The organism is Streptomyces flavusporus (genome assembly GCF_046267975.1).
GTDB classification, from domain to species: domain Bacteria; phylum Actinomycetota; class Actinomycetes; order Streptomycetales; family Streptomycetaceae; genus Streptomyces; species Streptomyces flavusporus.
Genome location: NZ_CP176503.1, coordinates 2,821,364 through 2,847,440 on the forward strand (window position 1 = coordinate 2,821,364; position 26,077 = coordinate 2,847,440).

At 71.8% G+C, this 26,077-nt stretch carries 20 protein-coding genes and 1 pseudogene; 7 read left to right on the top strand and 14 right to left on the bottom strand.

Going from position 1 to position 26,077, the window contains the following annotated elements:
- Positions 1-16: 16 nt before the first annotated feature.
- From ACKTSN_RS13400 to eccB, 5 genes are read right to left on the bottom strand one after another with little or no spacing between them, the layout of a single operon-like run.
- A complete protein-coding gene (locus tag ACKTSN_RS13400) occupies positions 17-1,120 on the bottom strand; it encodes a hypothetical protein (RefSeq protein ID WP_409469334.1) in 1,104 nt (367 codons plus the stop codon).
- Entirely contained in the window at positions 1,117-2,373 is a 1,257-nt protein-coding gene (locus tag ACKTSN_RS13405; protein WP_409469335.1) for a hypothetical protein, read from the bottom strand. The genes ACKTSN_RS13400 and ACKTSN_RS13405 overlap by 4 nt, the downstream gene beginning before the upstream one ends.
- 34 nt (positions 2,374-2,407) lie before the next feature.
- Positions 2,408-3,019, bottom strand: coding sequence for a hypothetical protein (locus tag ACKTSN_RS13410; protein ID WP_409469336.1), 612 nt, complete (start codon positions 3,017-3,019; stop codon positions 2,408-2,410).
- Positions 3,013-4,284: a type VII secretion-associated serine protease mycosin gene (gene mycP, locus ACKTSN_RS13415; protein ID WP_409469337.1), complete on the bottom strand. Its 1,272-nt coding sequence runs from the start codon at positions 4,282-4,284 to the stop codon at positions 3,013-3,015. Before mycP ends, ACKTSN_RS13410 begins: the two co-directional genes overlap by 7 nt.
- A 23-nt stretch (positions 4,285-4,307) precedes the next feature.
- Entirely contained in the window at positions 4,308-5,837 is a 1,530-nt protein-coding gene (eccB, locus tag ACKTSN_RS13420; protein WP_409469338.1) for a type VII secretion protein EccB, read from the bottom strand.
- 207 nt (positions 5,838-6,044) lie between these two features.
- Between eccB and eccE the strand changes: the two genes are divergently transcribed.
- The 4 genes and pseudogenes from eccE to ACKTSN_RS13435 all read left to right on the top strand — a co-directional run bounded on the left by eccE (position 6,045) and on the right by ACKTSN_RS13435 (position 11,823).
- Complete coding sequence (gene eccE / locus ACKTSN_RS13425) at positions 6,045-7,409, top strand: type VII secretion protein EccE (protein ID WP_409469339.1); 1,365 nt, start codon at positions 6,045-6,047, stop codon at positions 7,407-7,409.
- Positions 7,409-8,182 carry a hypothetical protein gene (locus tag ACKTSN_RS13430; protein ID WP_409469340.1) on the top strand — a complete coding sequence of 258 codons (774 nt, stop codon included), beginning with the start codon at positions 7,409-7,411 and terminating at the stop codon, positions 8,180-8,182. The genes eccE and ACKTSN_RS13430 overlap by 1 nt, the downstream gene beginning before the upstream one ends.
- A gap of 350 nt (positions 8,183-8,532) precedes the next feature.
- Positions 8,533-8,661: pseudogene (locus ACKTSN_RS47545) on the top strand (SCO5717 family growth-regulating ATPase); the annotation flags it as partial.
- A gap of 528 nt (positions 8,662-9,189) precedes the next feature.
- Complete coding sequence (locus ACKTSN_RS13435; protein ID WP_431197163.1) at positions 9,190-11,823, top strand: AAA family ATPase; 2,634 nt, start codon at positions 9,190-9,192, stop codon at positions 11,821-11,823.
- A gap of 91 nt (positions 11,824-11,914) precedes the next feature.
- Here the strand turns inward: ACKTSN_RS13435 and ACKTSN_RS13440 are convergent, their stop codons facing one another.
- The 9 genes from ACKTSN_RS13440 to rimP all read right to left on the bottom strand — a co-directional run bounded on the left by ACKTSN_RS13440 (position 11,915) and on the right by rimP (position 23,929).
- Complete coding sequence (locus ACKTSN_RS13440; RefSeq protein ID WP_409469342.1) at positions 11,915-12,862, bottom strand: bifunctional riboflavin kinase/FAD synthetase; 948 nt, start codon at positions 12,860-12,862, stop codon at positions 11,915-11,917.
- 130 nt (positions 12,863-12,992) lie between these two features.
- Positions 12,993-16,652: a trypsin-like peptidase domain-containing protein gene (locus ACKTSN_RS13445; RefSeq protein WP_409469343.1), complete on the bottom strand. Its 3,660-nt coding sequence runs from the start codon at positions 16,650-16,652 to the stop codon at positions 12,993-12,995.
- Between the two features lie 243 nt (positions 16,653-16,895).
- Positions 16,896-17,801: a tRNA pseudouridine(55) synthase TruB gene (gene truB, locus ACKTSN_RS13450; RefSeq protein ID WP_409469344.1), complete on the bottom strand. Its 906-nt coding sequence runs from the start codon at positions 17,799-17,801 to the stop codon at positions 16,896-16,898.
- Positions 17,798-18,244 carry a 30S ribosome-binding factor RbfA gene (gene rbfA, locus ACKTSN_RS13455; protein ID WP_409469345.1) on the bottom strand — a complete coding sequence of 149 codons (447 nt, stop codon included), beginning with the start codon at positions 18,242-18,244 and terminating at the stop codon, positions 17,798-17,800. The genes truB and rbfA overlap by 4 nt, the downstream gene beginning before the upstream one ends.
- A 38-nt stretch (positions 18,245-18,282) precedes the next feature.
- Positions 18,283-18,576 (bottom strand): DUF503 domain-containing protein, encoded by a 294-nt coding sequence (locus ACKTSN_RS13460; protein WP_409469346.1) that lies wholly within the window; start codon positions 18,574-18,576, stop codon positions 18,283-18,285.
- A gap of 210 nt (positions 18,577-18,786) precedes the next feature.
- Positions 18,787-21,885 (bottom strand): translation initiation factor IF-2, encoded by a 3,099-nt coding sequence (gene infB / locus ACKTSN_RS13465; RefSeq protein ID WP_409469347.1) that lies wholly within the window; start codon positions 21,883-21,885, stop codon positions 18,787-18,789.
- A 146-nt stretch (positions 21,886-22,031) separates the two neighbouring features.
- Positions 22,032-22,328, bottom strand: a complete 297-nt coding sequence (locus tag ACKTSN_RS13470) for a YlxR family protein (protein WP_409469348.1) — start codon at positions 22,326-22,328, stop codon at positions 22,032-22,034.
- Positions 22,329-22,430: 102 nt separating this feature from the next.
- A complete protein-coding gene (gene nusA, locus ACKTSN_RS13475) occupies positions 22,431-23,417 on the bottom strand; it encodes a transcription termination factor NusA (RefSeq protein ID WP_409469349.1) in 987 nt (328 codons plus the stop codon).
- Between the two features lie 2 nt (positions 23,418-23,419).
- Positions 23,420-23,929 (bottom strand): ribosome maturation factor RimP, encoded by a 510-nt coding sequence (rimP, locus tag ACKTSN_RS13480; RefSeq protein WP_409469350.1) that lies wholly within the window; start codon positions 23,927-23,929, stop codon positions 23,420-23,422.
- A 194-nt stretch (positions 23,930-24,123) separates the two neighbouring features.
- On the opposite strand from rimP, the gene ACKTSN_RS13485 reads away from it, so the two are divergent.
- From ACKTSN_RS13485 to ACKTSN_RS13495, 3 genes are read left to right on the top strand one after another with little or no spacing between them, the layout of a single operon-like run.
- On the top strand, positions 24,124-24,639 hold the full coding sequence (locus ACKTSN_RS13485) for a hypothetical protein (protein WP_409469351.1): 516 nt from the start codon (positions 24,124-24,126) through the stop codon (positions 24,637-24,639).
- Positions 24,636-25,127 carry a ferritin-like domain-containing protein gene (locus ACKTSN_RS13490; protein WP_409469352.1) on the top strand — a complete coding sequence of 164 codons (492 nt, stop codon included), beginning with the start codon at positions 24,636-24,638 and terminating at the stop codon, positions 25,125-25,127. Before ACKTSN_RS13485 ends, ACKTSN_RS13490 begins: the two co-directional genes overlap by 4 nt.
- A 27-nt stretch (positions 25,128-25,154) precedes the next feature.
- On the top strand, positions 25,155-26,054 hold the full coding sequence (locus tag ACKTSN_RS13495) for an aminoglycoside phosphotransferase family protein (RefSeq protein ID WP_409469353.1): 900 nt from the start codon (positions 25,155-25,157) through the stop codon (positions 26,052-26,054).
- Positions 26,055-26,077 lie beyond the last annotated feature (23 nt).

Here is a 26,077-nt window from a genome sequence, read left to right on the forward strand (position 1 = left end):
AACCGTCTGCCCGGAGTCACGGAGTTGTAGGCGCCAAGCAGCCATGCGCCTTCGAAGAGCGTTCGGCGAAGGTTCGGAGGGCGGTTCTCGCGTACTCGCGCTCCGCTTCCGTTGCCCGTTGTCCGTCAGTGTCCCGTGTGCGGGACACGATGAAGACCGCCCGCTCCGCGTCGGCCGGGCACGCGGCGGACCCCCAGTAGGATCCGTCTCCCGGAAGTCGCCCCTTGGGTGCGTCGGCGGGTGTGGGGTCCGAGGTGTACCGGAGCTCTTCCTTGTAGCCGGCCTTCAGTTGAGCCGCGTACGCGCCGAAGTAAGCCACCAGGGAGTAGCGGTGGTTGCCCACGCCGTCGTCGCCCAGGCGGCATTTCTCAAGGGGAGCTCTGTCGCGGGCGGTCTCCCAGGCCGTCGTGACGTCGGAGGTCGGGCGGATGCCCAGGCACGTGCCGGAAGCACCTGACAGGGGCTCGAACTCCTCTTCCGTCACCGGGAGTCCGACCGTGCGGACCCGGCGCTGGCCCAGGTGGGTCACGCAGCCGTACGCCTTGGCCGCCTTCGCTGCCGTACCCGTGGCAATGCGTATGTGGGCGGGGCGGTTGGCCGGGTTGTCAAGGGTCGTGTCGAGTTCCGTCTCGACCGTCACCGCCAGGCCCTTGACCGGCTTGCCCGCCGACGTTTTCGAGCTGCCCTCGCCGCAGGTCAGGAGCAGTGTGGTTGTTGCCTCACCGTCATTGATGGGAGCGGTGTCCGCGGCGAAGAGGCCCAACCAGCCATTTCCGATCGGTACGGGGAGCATGTCATTGGCAGGGACCCCGGCAAAGGAAACGGAGAGCCGGCTGTACACACCGATCCACGTCGTGTCGACGATGCTCACCTTCGTACTGCCCCCGCCGTCGGTGCTCGCACTCACCTCGCAGGTGTCGATTCCGTCGCCGGATCTGCTCTCCACGTCCAGGCGGTCGTCACCCAGTACCGCACGGACATCGTCCACGGGCAGCATGCCTCCGCAGGCGCGGCCCAGTTCACGGTCGTTCATGCCGTACAGCCAGACCGACCCGCCCAGGACCACCAGCGCTCCCGCCGTCACGAGTGCCGTATTGCGGATGATCCGCTTTCGTCTCACCTCCACTGCTCCACCTCCCCGAGCAGCTTCGTGCCGTGGCAGTCCTGTGCCTTCGGCCATCCGTCGGGGGCGTTCAGGTAACTGCTCATCAATTTCTTTGCAGCACTTGAGAGTTCGGCACGTTGGGAGCGGGTCAGGTCAATCCCGCCGTACTCGAGGTCCACCGAGTGCTCATCGAGGTTCGGACGCACCGAGACCCGGTGGTACGTCGTGCCGCCCGCGCACTCCGAGCGGGCCCACAGGGCGAGTTCCGCGTCGTCGTCCCTGATGGTGTCCGACTCGTCGTCGAAGCCGGGGTACTCGCCGTCCCGCTCGTAGTCGCGGTACGCGCTGCGCCCCAGCTCACCCACCCAGCTGGTGGCGTCTAGAGTGACAGGCTCCAGGTCGGCCGGCTGCGGGTCGGTGTAGTCGCCGTATTCGTCGGCCCGGCGATCGGCCCGGCACACGCTCAGCAGGCGGGACTGCTGGAGATCGCCTGTCGTGGTCCAGGTGCCCCGCACGGGTGCCGATCCCTTGGCCGACATCCATCCGCATTTTTTGGCGCCCCGGCCCGGCTCGTCGACGCGGATGCCGTCGTAATCCCCCTCGTCGACCGGACCGCCGTTCGCGTCGTGTTCCTCGTAGGTGTCGATCACCTGGCTGGGGAGATTCAACGCAGTGCCGGACGGCGTGGATGTGGTTCCGCAGTGTTGCCGTTCCGCTATGGCGTTGGCGACATGTACGGCGATGCGGAACTCCGTGCGGACGGGCACCTTGTCCATTCCCACGGAGACGTACATCTGTGACGCCGGGCGCGCGCGCCCGGTCAGGCCCTTCGGGCACTCCGCGACGATCCAGGGCCTGCCCTTGTCGTCGCTTTCGCGGCCTGTGACGCCGGGAGCTTCGTAGCCCGGCGCCAGGAGGTCCTCTGTCTTCATTTCGTACGGAAGGTGGTTGACGAGCGTCGCGGCCTCGACGTGCACACCACCGCGCTCCTCCCAGTCCAGGGTGCAGTTCAGCAGCGAGCGACTCTCCTGACCGGGTTGCAGCAGGGTGCCGTACTGGTCGAGCGTTCCTCGTACGTCGTCCGGTACGTGGTCGCGGAGTTCGTCGTACGGCAGCAGGCCTCCGCAGGCCTTCTTCAACTGGGCCCTGTTGGCGGCGAGATGGCCGCCCTCGTCGCCCGGCATCAGCGTCACGCCAGCCGCCGCGAGCAGGCCCAGCGCCAGGACCCCGGCCAGGGGAAGCCGCAGCCTCTTCGGTATCCGTCCCATCGCTCCCGTTCCCCCCGTCCCTCGGCGGCGGAGATCAGCACTCCCCCACACGGCTCGACACCGCGAACGTGTACTTCGGCTCCTTCACCACCGCCGCGTCGCCCGAGAGTCCAGGTGCCACCGTCTCGATGTAACCCTCGTGTGTGCGCTTGACGTGCATGCAGAAGGACACCCCCGCCCCACTGGCCGTGATCCGGTAGTAGGCCTCGTCGGACGTCGTCTGGCCGGTAACCGCCGCTTCCACGCCAAACTGGGGGGCGTCGCCGCCACCGTGCTCGACGACCTCGTCCTCGATGTTCGTGGCGTATTCGCCCTCGAAGTCGGCAGGGGCGTCGCCCTCCAGCGAGCTGCCGTAGGTGAAGCTGCCGTCCAGTGCCTCCGTGGCGCCCCTTACCGCGCTTGTCAGCTCGTTGTCGCTCCACTTCGAGTCGTCCTCGACTGTCAGGCCTTGGATTCCCACGACGACGCCGCCCACCGCGACGCCAACCAGGATGATGCGAGCGACGACGAACGCCACATCAGGGACCTCGGGCGCGGACGGATTGAGCGACTCGCGCCACGCGCGGACTCGGTCCGCCTTCACGCAGGCCATGGCGACCAGCACCGCGGACAGGACGAAAAGGATTACCGACAGTTTTGTCAGCATGCCGTGTCTCCTATGCCTCGCCGACGCCGCCGCGCATCCCGTATCGCCACCGCCGTCCCCCCGAGGCCGGCCACCAGCACCAGGCCCCCCACGACCACGTACGTGCCCAGCCGCGTGTTCCGCTCCTCCGGCGTCTCCCCGAAGTGCACCGGCGCCACCGACGGTGCCTCTCCCTTCGCCACGCCGTTCTCGGGTCTGGGGGACTCCACCGGGTTCGCCGGGTCCACGTCCGTCAGGGCCCTGACCGGGTCGACCACGCCCCAGCCGACCAGGCGGTCGTGGCCGGGGATGGAGCGTTCCGCGGTCTGTTGGATCTGGGCGACGATCTGCTGGGCCGTCCACTTGGGGTACTTGGCCTTCAGCAGGGCGGCAACGCCGGCGACGTACGGGGCCGAGAAGCTGGTGCCGTTGTCGGAGCAGTGGCCGTTGCCGGGGACTGTGGAGATCATGTCGACGCCCGGTGCCGCCACGCCCACGAACTCGCCGGACTGGGAGAAAGGGGCCCGCTCGTTGTTGCGGTCCGAGGACGCCACCGCGAGGACGCCCTCGTACGACGCTGGGTACGTGACCTTGACGTTGCCGCCGAGGCCGTCGTTGCCCGCGGAGGCCACGACGACCACTCGCTGGGCCAGGGCATAGTCCACCGCCTGCTTCAGGCGCGGGTCCGGTTCGACGGCGTTGGCCGTGTCCTGGGAGATGTTGATGACGTCGGCGCCCGCCTGGACCGCGTAACGGATCGAGTCCGCGAGGCTGTCCGCCGTTCCGTTGCCCTCCGCGTCATTCTGCTTGATCGGGATGATCGTGGCCTCGGGGGCCAGGCCCACGAAGCCGGTTCCCTTGGCGGGGCGAGCGGCGACGATGCCGGCCACGCGCGTGCCGTGGCCGACGAGATCTGTGGTGCCCTGCGCGTTGCCGCGTTCGATCTTCTCGCCCTTGGCGTTCTTCGGGGGGAGGAAGTTCTTGCCCTTGGACGCGTCGACGGCCGGCTTCAACTGCGGGTTCTTGACATCGACCCCGGTGTCGATCACGGCGACCTGGACGTCCTCGCCCTTCGACTGCGCCCACAGTTCGTCGAGGTTGACGCGTTGCAGCGCCCAGGGGCGGCCCTCGTACTTCTTGGACGGGAAGGTGCACTGGCCGCTGTCGTCCGCCCGTGCCGCGGGGGCCGGGAGGACGAACAGAGTCGTCGCCGTGAGAGTTGTCGTGGCGAGGAGAGCCGCCACGGTCGTACGGACCTTGGGCTTCAAGTCGGTTGAATTCAGCATGAGTTCGTTCTCCACACGCACCGCTACGAACCCTGCGGCTGACGTGCCGCAGCCTCCGACAAGCGCGGGCCGGTCGGCAGGAACGTCGACCACGCCGCGGGGATGGGCGTCGGGTCGACCTTCTCGTAGCCGAGCCGTGTCTGGGCGATCCTGGCCTCGTTCAGCTCCTGCTTGCGCTGCTCGGCCGAGGTGCCGATGCCCTTGTCGTCGGTGGCGCTGTCGCTGTTGGACTGCAGGGCGTAGCGCAGGCCGGTGTCGGTGACCAGGAAGACGCTGCCTGCCTTGGTCTCCGTGCCCTTGAACTGGCGGTAGAGCTGCCCGGAGCCGGGGGTGACGTACGCGCTCGAGGAGCCGGTGGGCAGCTGCGCGGGGAATTCGGTGCCCACCCAGGTGGACAGGGTCGTCGCGCCGCTGTCGGCGTTCACCGAGCGCAGGACGTTGCAGACGGCGTTGCGGCCGGTGGTGGTGCCGGCGCCGGTGTTGACCGTCTTCGGCCTGTACGTCGGCCACTTCCTGTCGCCGAGGAACGTCGTGCTGTCGACGACGGCGCCGGGGCTGACCTGTTGCGCCTCGCCCGCCTGGCCGACGGCGACGAGGTCGCCACTGTTGAGCAGCAGCGTGGCCGTGAACTCGGAGATACGGGCCACTTCGCCGGGCAGCACGACGTAGTACTGCATCCGCGTGCCGTCATAGGCCTTGATGACCATGCCGACCTTGTCGTACTCCCCGAGGCTGTCGGATGCGCCCGCGGGCTCGCCCGGCGTGCCCTCCGTGATCGTCGGGATCGACACCGGGTCGCCCTTGTGCAGGGTGTCGAGCCATTCCTGGGATACGCGCTGCGGGTCACGGCCCTGGGTGTCGAGGGCCTTGAGGAGTTCCTTGTCGGTCGGGTTGGCGAGCTGGTACGCGGAGCCGCGGGAGTCGACGACGTACTGCGTCTTGCCGTCCGGGGCGACGACGTACATCAGGTCGCCGCCGGAGAGCTTGTTGCCGCCTTCGGTCTTCGACCACTCCTTCTCGGCGAGGACGAACGCCGCCTTCTGGATGGCCCGGCCCCCGTCGCCCGGGCGCTCGCAGACCGCCCAGCGCTTGGCGGTCTCCGCCTCGCCGTCGGAGGGCAGCCGGTCGGGGGCGTACGGGATGCCGATCGTGGCGCCGTGCGGCGGCTTGCCGCTGTCGAGGACCTTCTCGTCGACGGTGATGATGCTGTTCTTGTTCGGGTCCAGGAGCAGCTTGGCGGACGCCATGTTGAGCACCGGGTGCAGCTGCTTCTTGCCGTCCGTCTTCAGCACGACGTAGCGGGTGGTCGAGTCGCTCGCGACGATGACGTGCTCGCCCGGCGAGTCCCAGCCCTTGGGCGCCGTGGGGCTGAACAGGCCGATGGCGCCGAACACCGCGAGGATCACCACGCCGACGACGACGCCGGGCCAGACCGCGCTCAGCGGCTTCGGTGCGCCCTCCTCCGAACCCGACGGCGAAGGTTGCAGGAACGACGCGAGTGTGCGGCGCTTCGCGAAGGTGTAGGCGTTGAGTTCATCGCGCCGTGATGCCATCTGTGTCCGCTCACTCCCCGTTGCGGAGCCATGGGGGACCCGTGAAGATCCGTCCCCCCGCCCATGGTTGCCTCTGGTGACTCAGTTGTCAGACCCGGCCCCTACTATGCCTGTTGCGTGGCAGTGCCTGTGGCACGGGTAGGGTGCTACGGGCCTCAAGGGCCCTGAGCGCAAGGGAATTCGGGAGAGTTCGGGGGGTTTGGAGTGATGGCTTCCGCACCGCGGGCCGGGTCGCGATCGCAATCGAGGGCGCGATCGGGTGGCGACGGCCGGCCGGATTCCCACGGCCCCGCGCCCGCCGCGCCTCGTACGACGGGTCCGGCCGCGGCCGTCGGCAGTGCTGTCACGCTCCAGCTGAGGGGGCGTTCGGGCCGCGGCGGTTCGTTCGCGGTGCAGCGGCTGGTCCTGCTGGAGTTGGCGGCGGCGCTTGTGGCGTGCGGCTGGGTCATCGGCACGTATGCGCTGGTGCCGGCGGCCGTCGTCGCCGTGATTCTCGTGGTGCTTGCGGTCGTACGACACCGTGGGCGCTCCCTGCCCGAGTGGCTGGCCGGCGTGCAGGCCCTACGGTCCCGCCGCCGGAGAGCCGGGAACACGCCGGTACCGCCCGGCACCGACGCCGGGCTGGCGCCCGCCGTCGAGTGCGACCCGAGCCTGCGCACGTACAGCTACAGCCGCGGCGACGACCGCGACCAGCGGCCGGTGGGCATGGTGGGCGACGGGGGCTTCCTGACCGCGGTGCTCCAGGTGGAGGCGGACGCCGGTGCCCTGCGCGCCGAGCGCAGCCTCAGACCGCTGCCTGTGGCGCTGGTGCGGGACGTCCTGGACGTGGACGGGATACGTCTGGAGTCGGCGCAGATCGTGGTGCACACCCAGCCCGCGCCCGCACCGCATCTGCCCCAGCAGTCGGTCGTGGTGACCAACTACACACAGCTCCAGGCGGGGACCGCCTCCCCCGCGGTCCGCATCATGTGGATCGCGCTGAAGCTGGATCCCGAGTTGTGTCCGGAGGCCGTGGCCGCGCGCGGCGGTGGGCTCGTCGGGGCGCAGAAGTGCCTGGTGCGGTCGGCGGAGCATCTGTCGAGCCGACTGACAGGTGCCGGGTTCCGGGTGAGCGTGCTCACGGAGGAGGAGGTGACCTCCGCCATCGCCACCTCGGCCTGCGCCAACCCGATGGTGACGGCCCAGGCCGGGCAGAGCGAAGCGCCCCGGCGGCGGACCGAGGAGTCCAGCCGCAGCTGGCGCTGCGACAACCGCCGGCACACCACCTACTGGGTGCGCCGCTGGCCCCCGCTCGGCGGCTCCTCCGGCGTCGGACTGCCGCAGCTGGTGGCGCAGTTGACGGCGGTGCCCGCGCTGGCGACGACGTTCAGTCTGACGCTGGCCCGCGGTGATCGGCAGGACGTCTCGGTCACCGGGCATGTGCGGATCACCGGCCGCAGCAGCAGCGAACTGGCCACGTCGCGGCGTGACCTCGAGCGTTGCGCACGGCAGATGCGGACGGGCCTTGCACGTCTGGACCGGGAACAACTCCCCGGCGTTCTCGCCACTCTGCCGCTCGGAGGTGCCCGCTGATGGCCATGACGACATCCACCCGTACCTCCCCGGCGGGTGCCGACGGCGCGCAGGGCACCGGCTTCGCGGAGCGCCTGCGCACGGGCTTCGGCCTGCTGGGCCCTCGGCACTCGCGGCATGCGCTGCCCGTGGAGCAGGTCGACGCGCTGTCCCTGCCCATCGGGGACGACGGCGTCGTGGTGGGCGTCAACGCGGAGGGTCAGCCCGCCGTGCTCGGGGTGAACCGTCCCACGCCGTACGACATCGTGCTCATCGGCGGTCTGTGGACGGCGCAGGTGCTGGCGCTGCGGGCGGCGGCGACCGGAGCGCGAGTGACCGTGGAGACCGGCAGGGCACAGCAATGGGCGCAGGTGGTCCAGGCGGTGGGCGGCGGCCAGTCCGGGATGACCGTGCACGACGTGGGGCGGGTGCCCCCGCAGGGTGCCTCTGCGGGCGGGCCTGTTCTCGTGATCCGTGACTGCGGCATGCGTCCACCGCGCGGGCGCGTGGCGTCGGCGCCCTGGCAGTCGGTGCTGACGCTCCTGCCGTATCTGAGCCCGGTCGCACCGCGGTTGCTCCGCCAGGCGCGTCTCGTCGGCGTGCAGCGAGTCTCACCTGACGAAGCGGCGGAGATAGGGCGTGTGACGGGACTGCCCCGCGCCGAGTACGAGTCCCTGCCGACGCTCGCCGATGGCGTGACGCTGTGGTGCACGGAACGGGACCGTCAATACGTGATGACGCAGCCGACGGACGCCGAGATCGGATTGTTGGGTACGGCGCGGCGGATGGACTGAGGGACTGACGGTTCGACTCCTTGGCCGTCATGGGGTGGTTGAGGGGGTTTCATGTCCAATCGTGAGCGGCCTGGCGCCGTTATTTCCCGGTTTATTTGCTGGTGTGGTGGCGCGTACGGTTGTAGCTGACAGGTTGCGTCTGTCGCGGGCGGGCGATGAGGGTGGACGGCCCTGCCGGGTCGCCCTGTGGTGATTAGGCTGGGACCTGGCGCGACGCCAGAACCCGTGGAGCGGGCGTCGGCGTCTGCAGGGGGAGAGCCGGTGGATCGGACGACCTCGAACACGTACGGACGACAAGAACTGGTCGCCCCAGCACGGCATGAGGGTGCTCGACCACACCAGGAGGAACTGTGAGCAGCGATCGGGACGGGATCCGCGGGGGCTGGGCAACGCCCGGCGATGACCAGCCCGACGCGGAGTCCGCCGTCGAGACGACGGGCGAGTTCACCATCGACTATGCGCCGCCTGCCTGGTACACGCAGAATGCCTCGGGGGGTTCGTCGTCGGCTTCGTCCTCGTCGTCGCCTTCCGCGGGTTCTCCGTCGCCCTCCTCTTCGGCTCCTTCGGCGCCTTCAGCGCCGGAATACCTGCCCGGGTTGACTCCGCCGGTGCACTCGGCTCCGGGGGCTCCTTTCACACCGCCTCCGCCCGCGTCCGCGCCTGCGCCCGCTCCTGGAGCGCCCTTCACACCTCCTCCGCCGGCGCCTGCGCCCGGGGCTCCCTTCACGCCTCCGGCGCCGGCTCCCGGGGCGCCGTACACGCCGCCCGCGCCGCCGACCGGTGGGCCGGCCGGCGTGCCCGGGCTTCCGGTGGGGAGTGGGTTCGAGCCGCAGCGGCCCGAGGCGGAGACCGGGGACGGCGCTTCTGCTGATCCCACCTCTCCTGCGGCCGTGCCGAGCATTCCGGTCGGTGGGTTTGCGTCGCCGGCGGACTCGGAGACCGCGGAGGCCGCGGAGGCTTCGGACGAGGCCGACTCCGGGAACGGTGACCTGGAGAGCGGCGCCACCATGCGGTTCTCCTCGGTCGCCCTGAAGCGGGAGATCCAGGAGCGGGCTGCTGCCGCGGCTGAGGCAGAGGCCGCTGCCGATGCATCGCAGGTCGCGGTGGGCGAGGACGAGGCGGACTCCCCGGCCGACGTCGAGGAAGAGGCCTCCGAAGAGATCACGGACGCGAGCGACGCGGCTGACGAGGACGACGCTGCCGCCGCTGCCGCGGACGACGTCGACGACGTGACCTCCGTGGACGTCGACCTGGAGGGCGCGGAGCCTGCCGGGGCGGAACCGGAGGATGCCGAGGCGGAGGTCGTCGGACAGGCGACAGCCGCGGACGGCGAGACGGAGGACGCCGCTCCCGCCGACGCCGAGCCGTCCGACGCCGAGTTCTCCGACGACGCGGCTGCCGAACCGTCCGATGCCGTGCCGGCCGACGCTGCGCCGTCGGATGCGGCGCCTGCGGATGAGATGCCCTCGGACGCGACGCCTCACGACGACGCACCCCAGGACAGCACCCCAGAGGACGCCGTACCGGCCCCGTCCGACGCGCCGCAGGACACGCCGTCGGCCTGGACGCCCCCGCCGGCGCCGCAGGTCGGGCTGCCGCCGTTGCCGCCGTCGTACCAGCCCGCGGCCCCGGCACCCGCCGCCCAGTGGCCCGCGCAGCCCCAGCCGCAGCAGGCGGAACCAGCCGCGCCCGCGCAGCCGCAGCCGCCCGTGCCGCCCCAGCAGCCGCCCTTCCAGCCGCGGCCGCCGCAGCCCGCGCCGGCCGCCTGGACTCCGCCGCCTGCACCGACGCCGCCGGCCCCATCGCCCGCCGCACCGCAGCCCGCCCCCGGCTTCCCGCCGGTCGGCACCCCGGCTCCGGCCGCCCAGCAGCCGGGCTCCGCACCCACACCCAACCCTCAGCCGGGCTACGGCTTCCCGCCCCCCGGCGTGCCCAACGCCCAGGGCGGCTACGGCTTCCCCCAGCCCGGCGCCCCAGCCCCCACTGCCGCCAACCCCCAGCCGGTACAAGCACCTTCCGCCCCCCAGGCCCCGGCCACCACACCGGGCGGCTACGGCTTCCCCCCGCCCGGCGCCACCCCCAACACCCCTCCCGCCCCCAACTCCACCGCCCAACCCGGCGGTTACGGCTTCCCGCAGCAGCAGCCCGGGCAGCAGGGGCACCCCGGCGTGCCCGCACAGCCGGCGCAGCCGCAGCCCGACGCCCAGAACCCGGCCGGCGCCCCTCAAGGAACCCCGCAGGGCTTCGCCCCGCAGATCCCACAGCAGCCCCAGCCTCCGCAGCAGCCCCAAGCCCCGCACCAGCCGCCCGTAGACCCCCGAGCCGGCACTGCGTGGCCGCAGCCCGTGCAGCATGACCAGCGGCAGCCCACCAATCCCGGTGCCGCGCCGCTCGGTTACACCGCGGCCGTGGAGCTGTCCTCCGACCGACTGCTCAACAACAAGCGGCAGAAGCCGAAGAGCGGCCGGCCGACCGCGGGCTCGCGGTTCAAGTTCGGCGGCAAGAAGGAAGAGGCCGAGCGGCTGCAGAAGCTCCAGCTGATCCGGACGCCGGTGCTGTCCTGCTACCGCATCGCCGTCATCAGCCTCAAGGGCGGCGTCGGCAAGACCACGACGACCACCGCACTGGGCTCCACCCTCGCCAGTGAGCGGCAGGACAAGATCCTCGCGATCGACGCCAACCCGGACGCCGGTACGCTCGGCCGCCGCGTACGCCGCGAGACCGGGGCCACCATCCGTGACCTCGTCCAGGCGATCCCGTACCTCAACTCGTACATGGACATCCGGCGGTTCACCTCGCAGGCCGCATCCGGTCTGGAGATCATCGCCAACGACGTCGACCCGGCCGTGTCCACGACCTTCAACGACGAGGACTACCGGCGCGCGATCGACGTCCTGGGCAAGCAGTACCCGATCATCCTCACCGACTCGGGCACCGGTCTGCTCTACAGCGCCATGCGCGGTGTGCTCGACCTCGCCGACCAGCTCATCATCATCTCGACGCCGTCCGTGGACGGTGCGAGCAGCGCCAGTACGACACTGGACTGGCTGTCCGCGCACGGGTACGCGGACCTCGTCTCCCGGTCCATCACCGTCATCTCGGGTGTGCGCGAGACCGGCAAGTTGATCAAGGTCGAGGACATCGTGACGCACTTCGAGACCCGGTGCCGGGGCGTGGTCGTCGTTCCCTTCGACGAGCACCTGGCCGCCGGGGCCGAGGTCGACCTCGACATGATGCGGCCCAAGGTACGGGAGGCGTACTTCAACCTCGCGGCCATGGTCGCCGAGGACTTCGTCCGCCACCAGCAGATGCACGGTCTGTGGACGAGCGACGGCAACCCGCCGCCCGTGGCCGCGCCGCCGCTCCCGGGCCAGCCCATGCCAGGTCAGCCCATGCCAGGTCAGCCCATGCCGGGCCAGCCCGTGCCGGGACAGCCGTACCAGCAGCCGGGTCAGCCCTACGCGCAGCCGGGTCAACCGGGACAACCCCCCGCCCACCCCGGCCAGCCGCAGCCATACCCGCAGCCCGGCCAGCCCTACCCACAGCCGGGCCAGCCGTACCAGCAGCCGGGCGCCCAGCCCTACCCGCAGCCCGGCCACCCCCAGCAGCCGCAGCCCGGTCAGCAACCGCCCCAGCAGTAACCGCAGCCACCACATAAAGGGCGGCCGGTGCCCCGTAGGCACCGGCCGCCCTTCGGCGTCGTACGCGCGACTACTGGCGTCGTACGCCCGACTACTGCGCCGCCGCGACCAGCTCCCGGCACTTCTTCACGTCGTCGGCCATCTGCTCGAGCAGGGCCTCCAGGGTGTCGAACTTCGCCTGCCCGCGTACGAAGGCCAGGAAGTCGACGGCGACATGGAGCCCGTACAGGTCAAGCCCCACCCGGTCGATGGCGTACGCCTCGACCGTGCGAGCCGTGCCGTCGAACTGGGGATTGGTGCCCACCGAGATCGCGGCCGGCATCGCCTCGCCCTCCACGTGCAGCCAGCCCGCGTAGACCCCGTCGGCCGGGATGGCGGTGTGCGGCAGCGTCTCGACGTTCGCCGTCGGGAAGCCCAGCTCGCGGCCCCGCTGGGCGCCGCGCACGACCACGCCCTCGACCCGGTGCGGACGCCCGAGGATCTCCGCGGCGCCCTCGACGTCGCCCTCGGCGACCAGGCTCCGGGTCAGCGTCGAGGAGAAGGGCTCCCCGCCGCCCGCCTCGCCGGTCACGTACAGATCCACGACCTCGACCTCGAAGTCGTAGACCTTGCCCTGCTCGGCGAGGAAGTCCACGTTGCCCGCGGCCTTGTGGCCGAAGCGGAAGTTGGGGCCCTCGACGACCGCCTTGGCGTGCAGCTTGTCGACCAGGACCTTGACGACGAAGTCGGCCGGCGACAGCTTCGAGAACTCCGTCGTGAAGGGGAGGATGAGGACCGCGTCCACGCCCAGCTCCGCCATCAGTTCGGCGCGGCGGTGGTGCGGGGCGAGCAGCGGGGGGTGGCTGCCGGGGCGGACGACCTCGCTGGGGTGCGGGTCGAAGGTGACGACGACGGTGGGAACGCCCAGCTCGCGGGCGCGTTCCACGGCATGCCGGATGATCAGCTGGTGTCCGCGGTGGACACCGTCGTAGGAGCCGATGGTGACGACGCTGCGTCCCCAGTCCTCGGGGATGTCCTCCAAGCCACGCCAGCGCTGCACTGTGACCGCTCCTCGAACCCGTGTCGGTACTTGCCGTCTACCTCTTACGCAGGTCTAAGGGTGCCATGCCGCGGGTGTCCGGCCCGCATCGGCATGGGAGCTGTGACCTGACGCACGTGCCGGTCCCCGGTCATGCGGGGACCCGGACGCCGGCCAGGTTCTCGATCATCCGGCGGGTGCTGGGGCCGACCACCACGGCCCAGTCCTGCGGGGCGTCGGCCAGCCAGCCCGCGGCCCGTGCGGCGAAGCCCGGCACCTCGTGGCCGAGGTCGACGAGGGCGCGGTCGAAGCGGGTGGCTCCGTCCGGCGTGCGGACCAGGAGCAGGCCGGTGTGGTGGACGAGGTCGCCCAGGTCGTCGGCGTCGTGCCGGGCGGCGGCGCGCAGCAGGGACTCCAGGACGGCGGGCGTGCACTCGTGGGCGAGGAGGAAGGCGCGCAGTTCGCGGCGCAGGGGGCCGGGGCCGGCGAGCACGGCGGCGAGCGCCGTCCGCACCGGCTCCGGTCCGCCGTCCAGTACGCCGGTGACCAGCGGGAACAGTACGGTCCGGGCAAGGGTCCCCTGGTCGAGGCGCCGGTCGACGTACGCGGCGACGGACGCGGCACGGTCGGGGTGTCGCGCCACGGCTTCCCGTGCCAGATCGGCGACCCGGCGGGCCAGCGCCGGTGTCGTGACGTCGGCGAGCGCGAGCAGCGCCGCCCCGGCGTCCGGCCGGTGCAGCCGGATGCGGAAGGCGTCGAGGACCGCCTCCGGGTGGGTGGACAGGGCCGCGGCCAGCGCGCTGGGCGGCAGCTGGGGATCGCCCGCCGCGAAGTGTTCGAGCGCCCGCGGAAGGTGGCGGGCGCGGGTGCGCGGATCCCGTACGAGGATGCCGAGCGCGCCGCCGTGCAGCGTGCCGTCGGCGGGGCGGGCGAGCAGGGTGAGGGCGGCGTAGCGCAGGAGCTGCCGGTCGGCCTCGGTGCGCGCGTGCGGGGCGGCGCGCAGTCCGTACGCCACCGCCGCCACCCGCCGCGCGGGCCGCTCGTCGTGCGCCCACCGGTCGACCGCCCGGCACACGGCGGACGGCTCCTCCTCGGCGAGTACGGCGAGCAGCTCGTCGCCGCGCGGGTGCGCGCTGTCCACGAGCACCTCGGTGAGGTCGTCCAGCGCCCGGTGCCGGTGCGTGTGCAGCAGCGCCTGTGCGGCCGTGGCAACGGTGGCGTGCGGGGTCGCGGGCAACGGCCGCTCGTCGTCGAACCAGCGGGCGAGATGCGGTTGTACGGCGGTGGGGTCGGCGGCGAGGAGGTGTGCGGCCGCGTCGAGGTACCGGGCGCCACCGGCGGTGGTGTCGGCGCGGACGAGCCGGCGCAGCAGGTCGAGACGCTCGGCCTCCGGCAGCGGCAGGTCCGTCCAGAAGGCGGGCCCGAACTCCCCGGGCACGGGCCGCTGTTGCCGCCGCCAGTCGGCGATGCCGTCGGCAAGCAGCCGCAGGGCACCGACGTACGGCGTGGCGTCCGGCACCCCGCGCAGGACCTCTGCGAGCAGACGGGCGGCCCACCAGGAGCACGGGTCGGCGTTCAGGGCCTGCACCAGCTCCTCCAGGCGGCGGGCGAGTTGGCGGGTGCCCTGCTGGCGGGCGACGAGGAGGAGGGCCTGGACGACGGGGCCGATGCGGTGGTGCGGAACAGGGAGGGGGTGCGGGGTGTGCGGGGTGAGGGGGCGGTGGACCAGGGCGCGCAGGGCCTCGTCGAGGTCGAGGTGTGTGCCCTGGATCCAGTCGGCGAGCTCCTCGTGCGCGAAGCGGTAGCCGGTGCCGGCGGGGACGAGGAGGCCTTCGGTGAGGACGGCGGCCGCCCAGCCGGCTCCGCCGCCGAGCCGAGCGGGTGCGGGTCCCCACGGGAAGACGGCCTCGAACGACTCCCGGTCCAGTTCGCCCTGTCCGGGGCCGAGGCTGCGCCGGGCGGCCTCGTGGACCTGCCCGGCCACCCTCGCCGCGAGGCGCCGTACGGCGGTGCCGCGCAGGCCGTTCTCGGCGGCGAGCCGGACCGCGACACGCAGGCACATCAGGTCGAGATAGGCGGAGAGGACGTCGTGCCGGTCCACGGGAGTGGCGACGGGGGCATCCGGGAGGGCGGCGCGGGCCTCGGAGAGGAGGCGGAAGGTGAGGGGGTGGCGGGCATCGGGGCCGGTGAGGGCATCCTCGGGCAGGCCGTAGCGGGCGCGGGCCTCGCAGGCCTCGGCCTCGCCCAGGTCGCCGAGGTGGACGCAGGGCGGAAGGTTGCCGGGGCCTTCGTCGTACTGCCCGCCCGTATGAAGGAACTCCCGCGGGAACTCCGCCCCCGCCCGCTCCCAGTACTCCGCCCGGCACGCGACCACCAGCCGCGCCCCCGTCTCCCGCAGCCACCTCACCGTCCCGTCCGTCCACTCGGGCAGCCGGTGAGCCAGAACCGGCGGCATCTCCTCGGGACCGTCGAGCAGCAACAACAGGGGCCGGCCCGCGGCACGAGCCAGGGCGGCGACCCGTTCGGGCCGGATGTCGCCCAGGTCGGCGGGGTCGGGGGCGTCAGGATCGCCGCACAGGCTCCCGGAATCGGCGTCATCGCCATCCACCGAGAAGCCGTCGGGATCGGCATGCCGCAGATCGGTGGGCAGGGCGGCGCCGGACGCCGCCACGATACGGGCCGCCCGGGTCAGCGCCCGGCGGGCGGCGTCCGCCACCGAGGCGTCGTCGTCCCTCAGGTCGGAGCCGCGCAGCCACAGCGTGGGCGCCGCTTCCGCGCCCCGGCTGCGGCGGTCGGCGAGGGCCGCGAGTTCCGTCGTACGACCGCTGCCCGGCGACCCGACGAGCCCGAGGACGACGGCCGGGCCCGCGGTGAACGCGGCGAACTCCCGCATCGTCGCGACCCGTTCGACCGGCTGAACCGCGTCGAACGCGCCGACGCCCACCCGGCTGGCGTGGCCCACAAACGCCCCATCATCCACGCCGAGCCGGCTCGCAAACGCCCCGGCACCCACCCCGCCAAGGCGGCCCTCGTACGCCCCACCGTCCACCCGCCCGAGGCGGCCCGCAACCGCCCCGCCCGGCCCGTCCTGCCCCACCGACGTGCCCGTCAGCTCCAGCACTCCGGCAAGGTTGAGGTCGGCCCCGTACGCAGGCACCGTCGCGGCGTTGCGGGCGAGCAGGTCGGCGAGTGGGCCGCTCTCGGTGCGGTGCAGTGGAACGGCGAAGCCGGTGTCGCGGTGACCGGCCTGCAGGGCGGTGCCGAGGATCGCGACCACGGCGCCGGTCGTGATGTCGACGACCGGTCCCCCTGCCGCGCCGCCGCCCAGCCGCAGTGCGTCCCTACCGGTTGTGCCCATCGCCAACTCCAGTACATCGTCGAGGAGATGGAACCGGTCCGTGGCCGTGTACGTCACGCTGGTCGCGCCCAGCACACGGGCCTCACGCCAGCCGCCGGCGGCGATCCGCACATACGTGCCGCTCTCGATGCGGTCCCGCACGGTGACGGGGAGCGGGTTCGCGCCGAGGCCCTCGGTCTGTACGAGAGCCAGGTCGAGCTCGGGCAGTGGGGTCACGGCGTCGGCGGTGACGACGCAGCTGCGGCCCCCGGCGTCGTGGAGAACGAGGCGGGTCAGCCCGTCGACGCTTTCGTGGCTGGTGAGGACCGTGCCGTGGTGGTCGGCGACGACACCGGTACCGCGCGGGCGTCCGGCGAGGTCGTGGATGCGTACAAGGGCGTCGTGATGTGGCGCGCGCCCGGTGTTCTCACGCGAGCCGGCCTGCGGTGCGGTCCGCCGGCCCCGTACCGCCATGGTCGAACCTCCCCGTCGTACACGTGCCCTGCATTCGACGGTAGGGGCGGGATGATCAGACGGACAGATCGCGGGCCCAACGCGCCCCCTTGCACTCCCCCGGTTCACTCCGAGCGCCTGCCCGGACGGGTGAACGGGAAGGGGTCGTTGGATACACCCTAGGGATGGGGGAACCGAGGGGGACCGTGGAGCGGCGGGAGTGCACGACCCCGTGACCGCCGCTCCACGGGCAGTCCCGAGCCGTCAGCCGAAGACGGCGAGGCTCTTCGCCTTTCCCCGCTGCTCCTCCACGAGCGCGAGGAAGCGGCCCTCGGGGTCGAAGACGGCCACCGGGCCACTGCCCGCGTACACGTCGGGCATGTCGAGCCGGACACCGTTGGTGAGCAGCCGGGCCCGCCTGGCGTCCACGTCCCAGCGCGGGAACGCGGCCGCCGCGGCCTCGGCGATCGGCATGACGGTCAGCTCCTCCTGGAGCTGGTCGAGAGTACGGGCCGAGTCGAGCTTGTACGGTCCGACGCGCGTCCGGCGCAGCGCGGTGAGGTGGCCGCCGACGCCGAGGTCGGTGCCCAGGTCGCGGGCGAGGGCGCGGATGTAGGTGCCGGAGGAGCAGACCACCGACACGACCAGGTCGAGCACGGGCGTGCCGTCCTCCGCGACGGCGTCCCGGACGTCGTACACGCTGAACGACGACACCGTCACGCGGCGGGCCGGGATGTCGAAGTCCTCGCCCTCCCGCGCCCGCTTGTAGGAGCGCACACCGTTGATCTTGATGGCGCTGACCTTGGACGGTACCTGCATGATGTCGCCGGTCAGCTTGACGATACCGGCGTCGATGGCCTCCCGGGTGACCTTCGAGGCGTCGACCGACCCCGTGATCTCGCCCTCGGCATCGTCCGTCACGGTCGTCTGGCCCAGGCGGATCGTGCCCAGGTACTCCTTCTCGGTCAGCGCGAGGTGCCCGAGGAGCTTGGTCGCCTTCTCGACGCCGAGGACGAGGACGCCGGTCGCCATCGGGTCGAGGGTGCCGGCGTGGCCGACGCGGCGCGTCCTGGCGATGCCGCGCATCTTGGCGACCACGTCGTGCGAAGTGAAGCCCGACGGCTTGTCGACGATGACGAGGCCGTCGGGCGTAGTGTGCTTCTGGGTCATTCGGTGGTGTCGTCCTCGTCGTCACCCGGCTTCTTGTACGGGTCGGCGTCTCCGGCGTATGCGGCGCCGGTGGCCGCCTCTCGCACCTTCTCGTCGGAGGCGCGCGCCTTGTCGAGGAGGTCCTCGATGGTCCGGGCGGTGTCCGGGAGGGCGTCGGCGACGAAGGTCAGGGTCGGCGTGAACTTCACACCGGCCGCCCTGCCGACCTCGGAGCGCAGGATGCCCTTGGCGCTCTCCAGACCGGCGGCCGCGGCCGCCCGCTCCTTTTCGTCCCCGTACACGGTGTAGAAGACGGTCGCCTCCCGCAGATCGCCCGTCACCCGGGTGTCCGTGATGGTGACGTGCGAGCCGAGCCGCGGGTCCTTGATCCCGCGCTGCAGCTTCTGGGCCACCACCTCTCGGATGAGGTCCGCCAGCCTCTTAGCCCGCGCGTTGTCGGCCACTGGTCCGTCTCCCGTTCTTTCCTGTCTACGTTCTTCGGTCAGTCGTCGTCGCCGTGGAAGCGGCGTCTCACGGACAGCAGCTCCACTTCGGGGCGGCCGGCGACCAGCCGCTCGCACCGGTCCAGTACGTCCGTCAGGTGCCCCGCGTCGCCGGACACCATCGCGAGACCGATGAGGGCCCTGCGATAAAGGTCCATGTGATCCACCTCGGCCGCGCTCACGGCGTACTTCCGCTGGAGTTCCGCGACGATCGGACGGACGACGGAGCGCTTCTCCTTCAGCGACCGTACGTCGCCGAGAAGCAGGTCGAAGGACAGCGTCCCCACATACATGTATGCAACCGGTTCACCCGCCGGTACGGGATCGATGGCCCCGCTGTTCAGTCGGCAGGGACATCAAGAAAGGTACAACGAACGGGCGGATGGCTCGACGGGATTCTTTTCGCCCGCACAGGCCGGGGGTCCGGGGGCGGAGCCCCCAGAACACGGCGCGCTGGCCGGCAGGACCGAAGTCCCGCCGGCCAGCACAAACCGTCGGCGCGATTACGCCCGCGGCTTCTCCCGCATCTCGTACGTCGCGATGACGTCGTCCACCTTGATGTCGTTGAAGTTGCCGAGGTTGATACCGCCCTCGAACCCTTCGCGGATCTCGGTGACGTCGTCCTTGAAGCGACGCAGGCCCTCGATGTTGAGGTTCTCCGCGACGACCTTGCCGTCGCGGATGAGGCGGGCCTTGGTGTTCCGCTTGACCTCGCCGGAGCGGATGAGAACACCCGCGATGTTGCCCAGCTTGGACGACTTGAAGACCTCGCGGATCTCCGCCGTACCGAGCTCGACCTCCTCGAACTCCGGCTTGAGCATGCCCTTGAGGGCCGCCTCGATCTCCTCGATCGCCTGGTAGATGACCGAGTAGTAGCGGACGTCCACGCCCTCGCGCTCGGCCATCTGCGCCGCGCGGCCGGCCGCACGGACGTTGAAGCCGATCACGATGGCGTCGGAGCCCATCGCCAGGTCGATGTCGGACTCCGTGACCGCACCGACGCCGCGGTGCAGGACGCGGATGTCGACCTCTTCGCCGACGTCCAGCTGGAGCAGGGAGGACTCCAGGGCCTCGACGGAACCAGAAGCGTCACCCTTGATGATCAGGTTCAGCTGCTGGACCTCGCCGGCCTTGAGCACCTTGTCCAGGTCCTCGAGCGAGACACGGCGCGTGCGCTTGGCGAAGGCCGCGTTGCGCTCGCGGGCGGCACGCTTCTCCGCGATCTGGCGGGCCGTACGGTCCTCCTCGACGACGAGGAAGTTGTCGCCCGCGCCCGGGACGTTGGTCAGGCCCAGGACCTGGACCGGCGTCGACGGGCCCGCCTCGGCGACGTTGTTGCCGTTGTCGTCGAGCATGGCGCGCACACGACCGTAGGCGTCGCCCACGACCATCGTGTCACCGACCCGCAGCGTGCCTCGCTGGACGAGGACCGTCGCCACGGCACCACGGCCGCGGTCGAGACGGGACTCGATCGAGATGCCCTGCGCGTCCTGGACCGGGTTGGCCCGCAGGTCGAGCGAGGCGTCGGCCGTGAGGATCACGGCCTCCAGCAGGGAGTCGATGTGCAGACCCTGCTTGGCGGAGATGTCGACGAACATCGTGTCGCCGCCGTACTCCTCGGCCACCAGGCCGTACTCGGTGAGCTGACCGCGCACCTTGGTCGGGTCGGCGCCCTCGACGTCGATCTTGTTGACCGCGACGACGATCGGGACGTCGGCCGCCTTGGCGTGGTTGAGCGCCTCGACCGTCTGCGGCATGACGCCGTCGTTGGCCGCGACGACCAGGATCGCGATGTCGGTCGACTTCGCACCACGGGCACGCATGGCGGTGAACGCCTCGTGACCCGGGGTGTCGATGAAGGTGATCTTGCGCTCTTCGTCGTTGACCTCGGTCGCGACCTGGTAGGCACCGATGTGCTGGGTGATGCCGCCGGCCTCGCCCGCGATGACGTTCGTCTTGCGGATGGCGTCGAGCAGTCGGGTCTTACCGTGGTCGACGTGACCCATGACGGTGACGACCGGCGGACGGACCACCAGGTCCTCCTCGTCGCCCTCGTCCTCGCCGAACTCGATGTCGAAGGACTCGAGCAGCTCGCGGTCCTCCTCCTCGGGGCTGACGATCTGAACCGTGTAGTTCATCTCGCTGGCCAGGAGCTCCAGCGTCTCGTCGGAGACGGACTGGGTCGCGGTGACCATCTCGCCGAGGTTCATCATGACCGCGACGAGGGACGCCGGGTTGGCGTTGATCTTCTCCGCGAAGTCGGTGAGCGACGCACCGCGCGACAGGCGAATGGACTCGCCGTTGCCGCGAGGCAGCATCACGCCGCCGACCGACGGGGCCTGCATGGCCTCGTACTCCTGGCGCCTCTGCCGCTTCGACTTACGGCCACGACGCGCGGGACCACCGGGACGACCGAAGGCACCCTGCGTGCCACCACGGCCACCGGGACCACCGGGACGACCACCGAAGCCGGGACGGCCACCGCCGCCACCGGGACCACCCGGACGACCGGCGAAGCCGCCGCCACCGCCACCGGGACCGCCGGGACGACCGGCGAAGCCGCCGCCACCGCCACCGGGACCGCCGGGACGACCGGCGAAGCCGCCGCCACCCGGGCGACCGCCGCCACCGGGACGACCGCCGCCACCGGGACCACGGCCACCGGGGCCACCGCCGCCGGGACGCGGGCCGGCAGCAGGACGCTGCGGCATCATGCCGGGGTTCGGACGCGGACCGCCGGGGCCACCGCCGGGACGCGGACCGCCGCCCTGCGGGCGGGGCATGCCGCCCGGGGTGGGACGCGGACCGCCCGGAGCCTGCGGACGAGGACCGCCCGCCGCGCCCTGGGGACGGGGACCGCCCTGGCCCTGGCCCTGCGGACGCGGGGCGCCGCCGGGAGCACCGGGGCCGCCCGGACGCGGGGCGCCGCCCGGACGGGGCGCCTGCGGGCGCGCCATGCCGGTGGAGCCACCAGAGGTGAACGGGTTGTTGCCCGGACGGGGACCGGTCGGACGGGCACCGGGACGCGGGGCGCCGCCACCCGGACGCGGGGCGCCGGAACGGTCGCCGCGGTCACCACGGCCCTGGCCGGGGCCACCCGGACGCGGGGCGCCCGGACGCGGGGCCTGGCCGGCCGGACGCGGGGCGCCCGGACGCGGACCGGAGCCCTGGGAGGCGGCCGGTGCGGCGGGAGCCGACGGGGGCGCCGTGAACTCGGGCGTGGTCGGAGCCGGGGACGCCGGGGCGGGCCGCGGCGCGGGCTTCGGGCCCGGAGTGGGACGGGGGCCGGGAGTGGCCGGCGCGGCAGGAGCCGCGGGCTTCTCGGCGGCCGGCTTGGGGGCCGGCGGGCGCGGGGCGGCCGGACGGGCAGCCTGCGCCGGGGAGGGGGCTGCCGGCTTCGCCGGGGCAGCCTTGCGTGCGGGGGCGGACTTGCCGCCTCCGTTGCCCTGCTGGAGGGCGTCCGTCAGCTTGCGGACAACGGGCGCTTCGATGGTCGAAGACGCCGAACGGACGAATTCACCGAGTTCTTGGAGCTTGGCCATGACGACCTTGCTCTCAACCCCGAACTCCTTGGCGAGTTCGTATACCCGGACCTTAGCCACTTCGCTCCTTTTAGGTCCGGGTTGCGGCCGGACCGTCGCTACTTCATGGGCGTACTCATCGCGTACTCATCGAGTGCTCATCGCAATCTCGACCTGCTTTCGACTCGCGAGGTACCAGGGCCGCACGGGGTTCCGCACGACGCTTCTTACGGTGTTGCCTGCTCAGCAACTGTTGTCTGCTCGACGTACCGGCGCAACGCCTTTGTGTCGAGCGCACCCGGGGCGCGCAGCGCCCGCGTGAACGCCCGGCGGCGTACCGCCTGGTCGATACAGACCAGGACGGGGTGCACATACGCACCCCGGCCGGGCAGCGTACCGCGAGGATCAGGGACACATGCGTCCTTGATCGCCACGATGCGCAGCAGATCCGTCTTGGCCGCTCGCTCCCGGCACCCCACACACGTGCGTTCAGGGCATACTCGGGCAGGCGTCCGGCCAGACACGGTTAAGTCTACCTCCCCGTACCGACCTCACCCCTTTGGGGCAGAGATCGAACAGTTGCTGCACACGGATCTGTCGTGTTCCTAGCGCCCTGCGGCCTGGATCTATTCCCCGGGCTGCTCGGTGTCCGGACGGATGTCGATCCGCCAGCCGGTGAGGCGGGCCGCAAGCCGGGCATTCTGCCCCTCCTTGCCGATCGCCAGCGACAGCTGGTAATCCGGCACCGTCACACGCGCGGAGCGGGCCGCCATGTCCACGACCTCGACCTTGGACACCCGCGCGGGGGACAGCGCGTTCGCCACCATTTCCGCCGGATCGTCCGACCAGTCGACGATGTCGATCTTCTCGCCGTTCAGCTCGCCCATCACGTTGCGCACCCGGCCGCCCATGGGGCCGATGCAGGCGCCCTTGGCGTTCAGACCCGACCGGGTGGAGCGGACGGCGATCTTGGTGCGGTGACCGGCCTCACGCGCGATGGCCGCGATCTCGACCGACCCGTCGGCGATCTCCGGCACCTCCAGGGCGAACAGCTTCTTCACCAGATTGGGATGCGTCCGGGACAGGGTCACCGAGGGACCGCGCACGCCCTTCGCCACCCGTACGACGTACGAGCGGAGCCGCATGCCGTGCGGGTACGTCTCGCCCGGCACCTGCTCCTGCACCGGCAGGATCGCCTCCAGCTTGCCGATGTCGACGAGCACGTTCTTGGGGTCGCGCCCCTGCTGCACCACGCCGGTGACGATGTCGCCCTCGCGGCCGACGTACTCACCGAGCGTGGCGTCGTCCTCGGCGTCGCGCAGCCGCTGCAGGATGACCTGCTTGGCGGTGGTCGCGGCGATCCGGCCGAAACCGGACGGGGTGTCGTCGAACTCGCGGGGCGCCTGGCCCTCCTCGAGGTCCTCGGGGTCCTCCTTCGCCCACACGGTCACATGTCCGGTCTCCCGGTTGAGCTCCACGCGCGCGTGTCGGCGGCTTCCCTCGGTGCGGTGGTAGGCGATGAGGAGGGCCGCCTCGATCGCTTCGACGAGCAGGTCGAAGGAGATCTCCTTCTCCCGAACCAAGCCCCGCAGGGCACTCATGTCGATGTCCACGGCTACGCCTCCTCCTCTTCCTTCATGTCCTTCTTGTCCTTGCGGCTGAACTCGACCTGGACGCGCGCCTTGGCGATGTCCTCGAAGGGCAGCCTGCGCGCGGTGGGCTTGCGTCCCTTGATCCCGGGTACCTCGAGGTCGACGCCCTCGTCGTCGACGGTGAGGATTCTGGCCACCAGCTCTTCGCCCTCAGCCAGCTGGAATCTCACCAGCCGGCCGGTGGCGCGCACATAGTGCCGGTGCTGCGTGAGGAGGCGTTCCGCGCCCGGGGTTCCTACCTCGAGGGTGTACTCGCCCTCGCCCATCGCGTCCGTCTCGTCGAGCTTCGCCGAGAGCACACGGCTCACATCGGCGATCCGGTCCAGGTCCGCTCCGGTGTCGGAGTCGACGACGACGCGCAGCACCCGCTTGCGTCCGACGGAGTCCACTGCGATCTCTTCGAGATCGAGGCCCTGGGAGATGACGAGCGGTTCCAGCAGTTCTCGCAGCCTCTCGCTCTGGGTGGTGCTCATCCGGGTGACTCCTCGGCCGCGTGTGCTGTTGTGGGTTGGTCGCGTGTCTGGTCAAAGGGTATCCGGTCGCAGGGAGTGTTGCCGTCCACCTGTGTCCGAGCGGTGCCGATGAGTGGTCGGACACGTGTGCGCGGGTACGGTGATCACGGGCGTGCCGCCCTGTCCTTTCGTACGAGCCTTCGAGGACGTCAGCCGTGCCGTTTCCCCTGTCTCCGCGCACCCCTTCGGGACCGCGCAGAAGGACCCTGCTCGCCTCAGCCGCGGGCGTCGCGTTCCTCACGGGCTGCTCCGGCGGGCCCGAGGACTCCGGCGTCACCGGCGGCAGTCCGTCCGTCACCGACCGGGCACGCGCGCGTGCGGCCCGGGACAGCAGCGGACTCGTGGATGAGTACGACGCGGTGATGGCCGTACATCCCGCGCTGGCCGAGCGGTTGCGGCCGTTGCGGGACGAGACCGCGCGGCATGCCGAGGCGTTCGGGGACACGAGGGCGAAGGCGTCGCCCACGGTCTCCGCACCGTCCTCGGCACCGTCCCCGGTGCCGAGCAGCGAGAAGGATTCGCTCGCGCGGCTCGCGGGCGCCGAGCGGGCGCTCGCGGACCGGCGGGCCGAGGCGCTGCTCGACCTGCCGGGCGAGCTGGCACGGCTGCTGGCCTCGGTGGCGGCGGCCGGGGCGGCGCACGCGTACCTGCTGACGGAGGGTGAGAGATGAGCGAGGCGGAGGACGGAGAGCTGCGGGCGCTCCAGGCGGCGCTGGCCGCCGAGCACGCCGCCGTGTACGGGTACGGGGTGGTCGGCGGGAGGATCGACGAAAGTCGGCGCACTCAGGCGCGGGCGGCGTACGACGCCCATCGCGCGCGGCGTGACGCCCTGGTGCGCGAGGTGCGGGACCTGGGCGGTGAGCCGGTCGCCGCGGCCGGCGGATACGCGTTGCCGTTCCCGGTGACGGACTCGACGACGGCCGTACGACTCGCCGCCGAGCTGGAGGAACGCGTGGCCGGCGTGTACTCCGACCTGGTGCGGGCGGCCGGGGGCGGGCTGCGGGGCACGGCCGCGGCAGCGCTGCGGGAGGCGGCGGTGCGGGCGGTGCGCTGGCGCGGCGGGAGCGTAGCCTTCCCTGGTCTCGCCGAGCGGGCGGCCACGAACCCGGGGCCGGAAACGGCCACTCCCCCGGCCTCGGCACCGCTTTCGGCGCCGTGACCCGTACAGAAAGGAATCGACTCGCGTATGGCTTTCGAACCGCCGCAGCGTCTGGTCAGGGCGCTCGGTGAGACGGCACCGGACGGTGACGCCTGGTTGGAGAAGCTGCCGGAGGTCGCCCAACGGGCCGTTGCTCTACGCGAGTTGACCGTCGAACGCGTGCAGGTGCCGGGCGGGCGGAGCAGCCTGGTGCTGCTGGTGCGGCGGGCGGACGGGACGCCCGCGGTGCTGAAGCTGGCCCCGCCCCGGGCCCGGCCGGAGAGCGAGAGAGCCGCGCTTGCGCACTGGGGCGGCCTGGGCGCCGTACAGCTGCTCGAACCGGTCGCCGACGACGGCGCGCTGCTGCTGGAGCGGCTGCATCCGGATGTGTCGGTGCGGTCGCTGCCGGAAGCGAAAGCGCTGCTGGAGGCGGCGGGCACGCTGCGGCGGCTGTGGGTGGCGCCGCCGGAACAGCACACCTTCGAGACCGTGGCCGAACGAACCGGGCGGCAGGCCGAGGCGATGCGGGCGAGTGTCGCGGCCGACCCGGAAGCGGCGCCGCTGATCGATGCGGCGCTCGCGGCCCGTGCGGAGCTGCTGAGCGCACCGCCCGAGCACCGGCTGCTGCACGGCACCTTCCGGCAGAGCAAGGTGCTCGCCGGGGACCGGATGCCGTGGCTGGCGGTGGGGCCGGACCCGGTGGTCGGGGAGTGCGCGTTCGATCTGGCCCGCCTCGTCCGCGACCGGGTGGAGGACCTGATCGCATCGCCCTCGGGCTCCGCGACGACCCGTCGGCGCGTCAAGCGCCTCGCCGAGTCCCTGGACGTCGACCAGGAGCGGCTGCGCGGCTGGACGCTGTTCCGGGCCGTGGAGTCGGGGGTGCGGGCCCGCCGGGTGGGGCGGACTCAGGACGGGGAACTGTTGCTGGAGTTCGCGGGCTGGTTGTGAGGCCCGCCGGGCGCTTCCGGGGA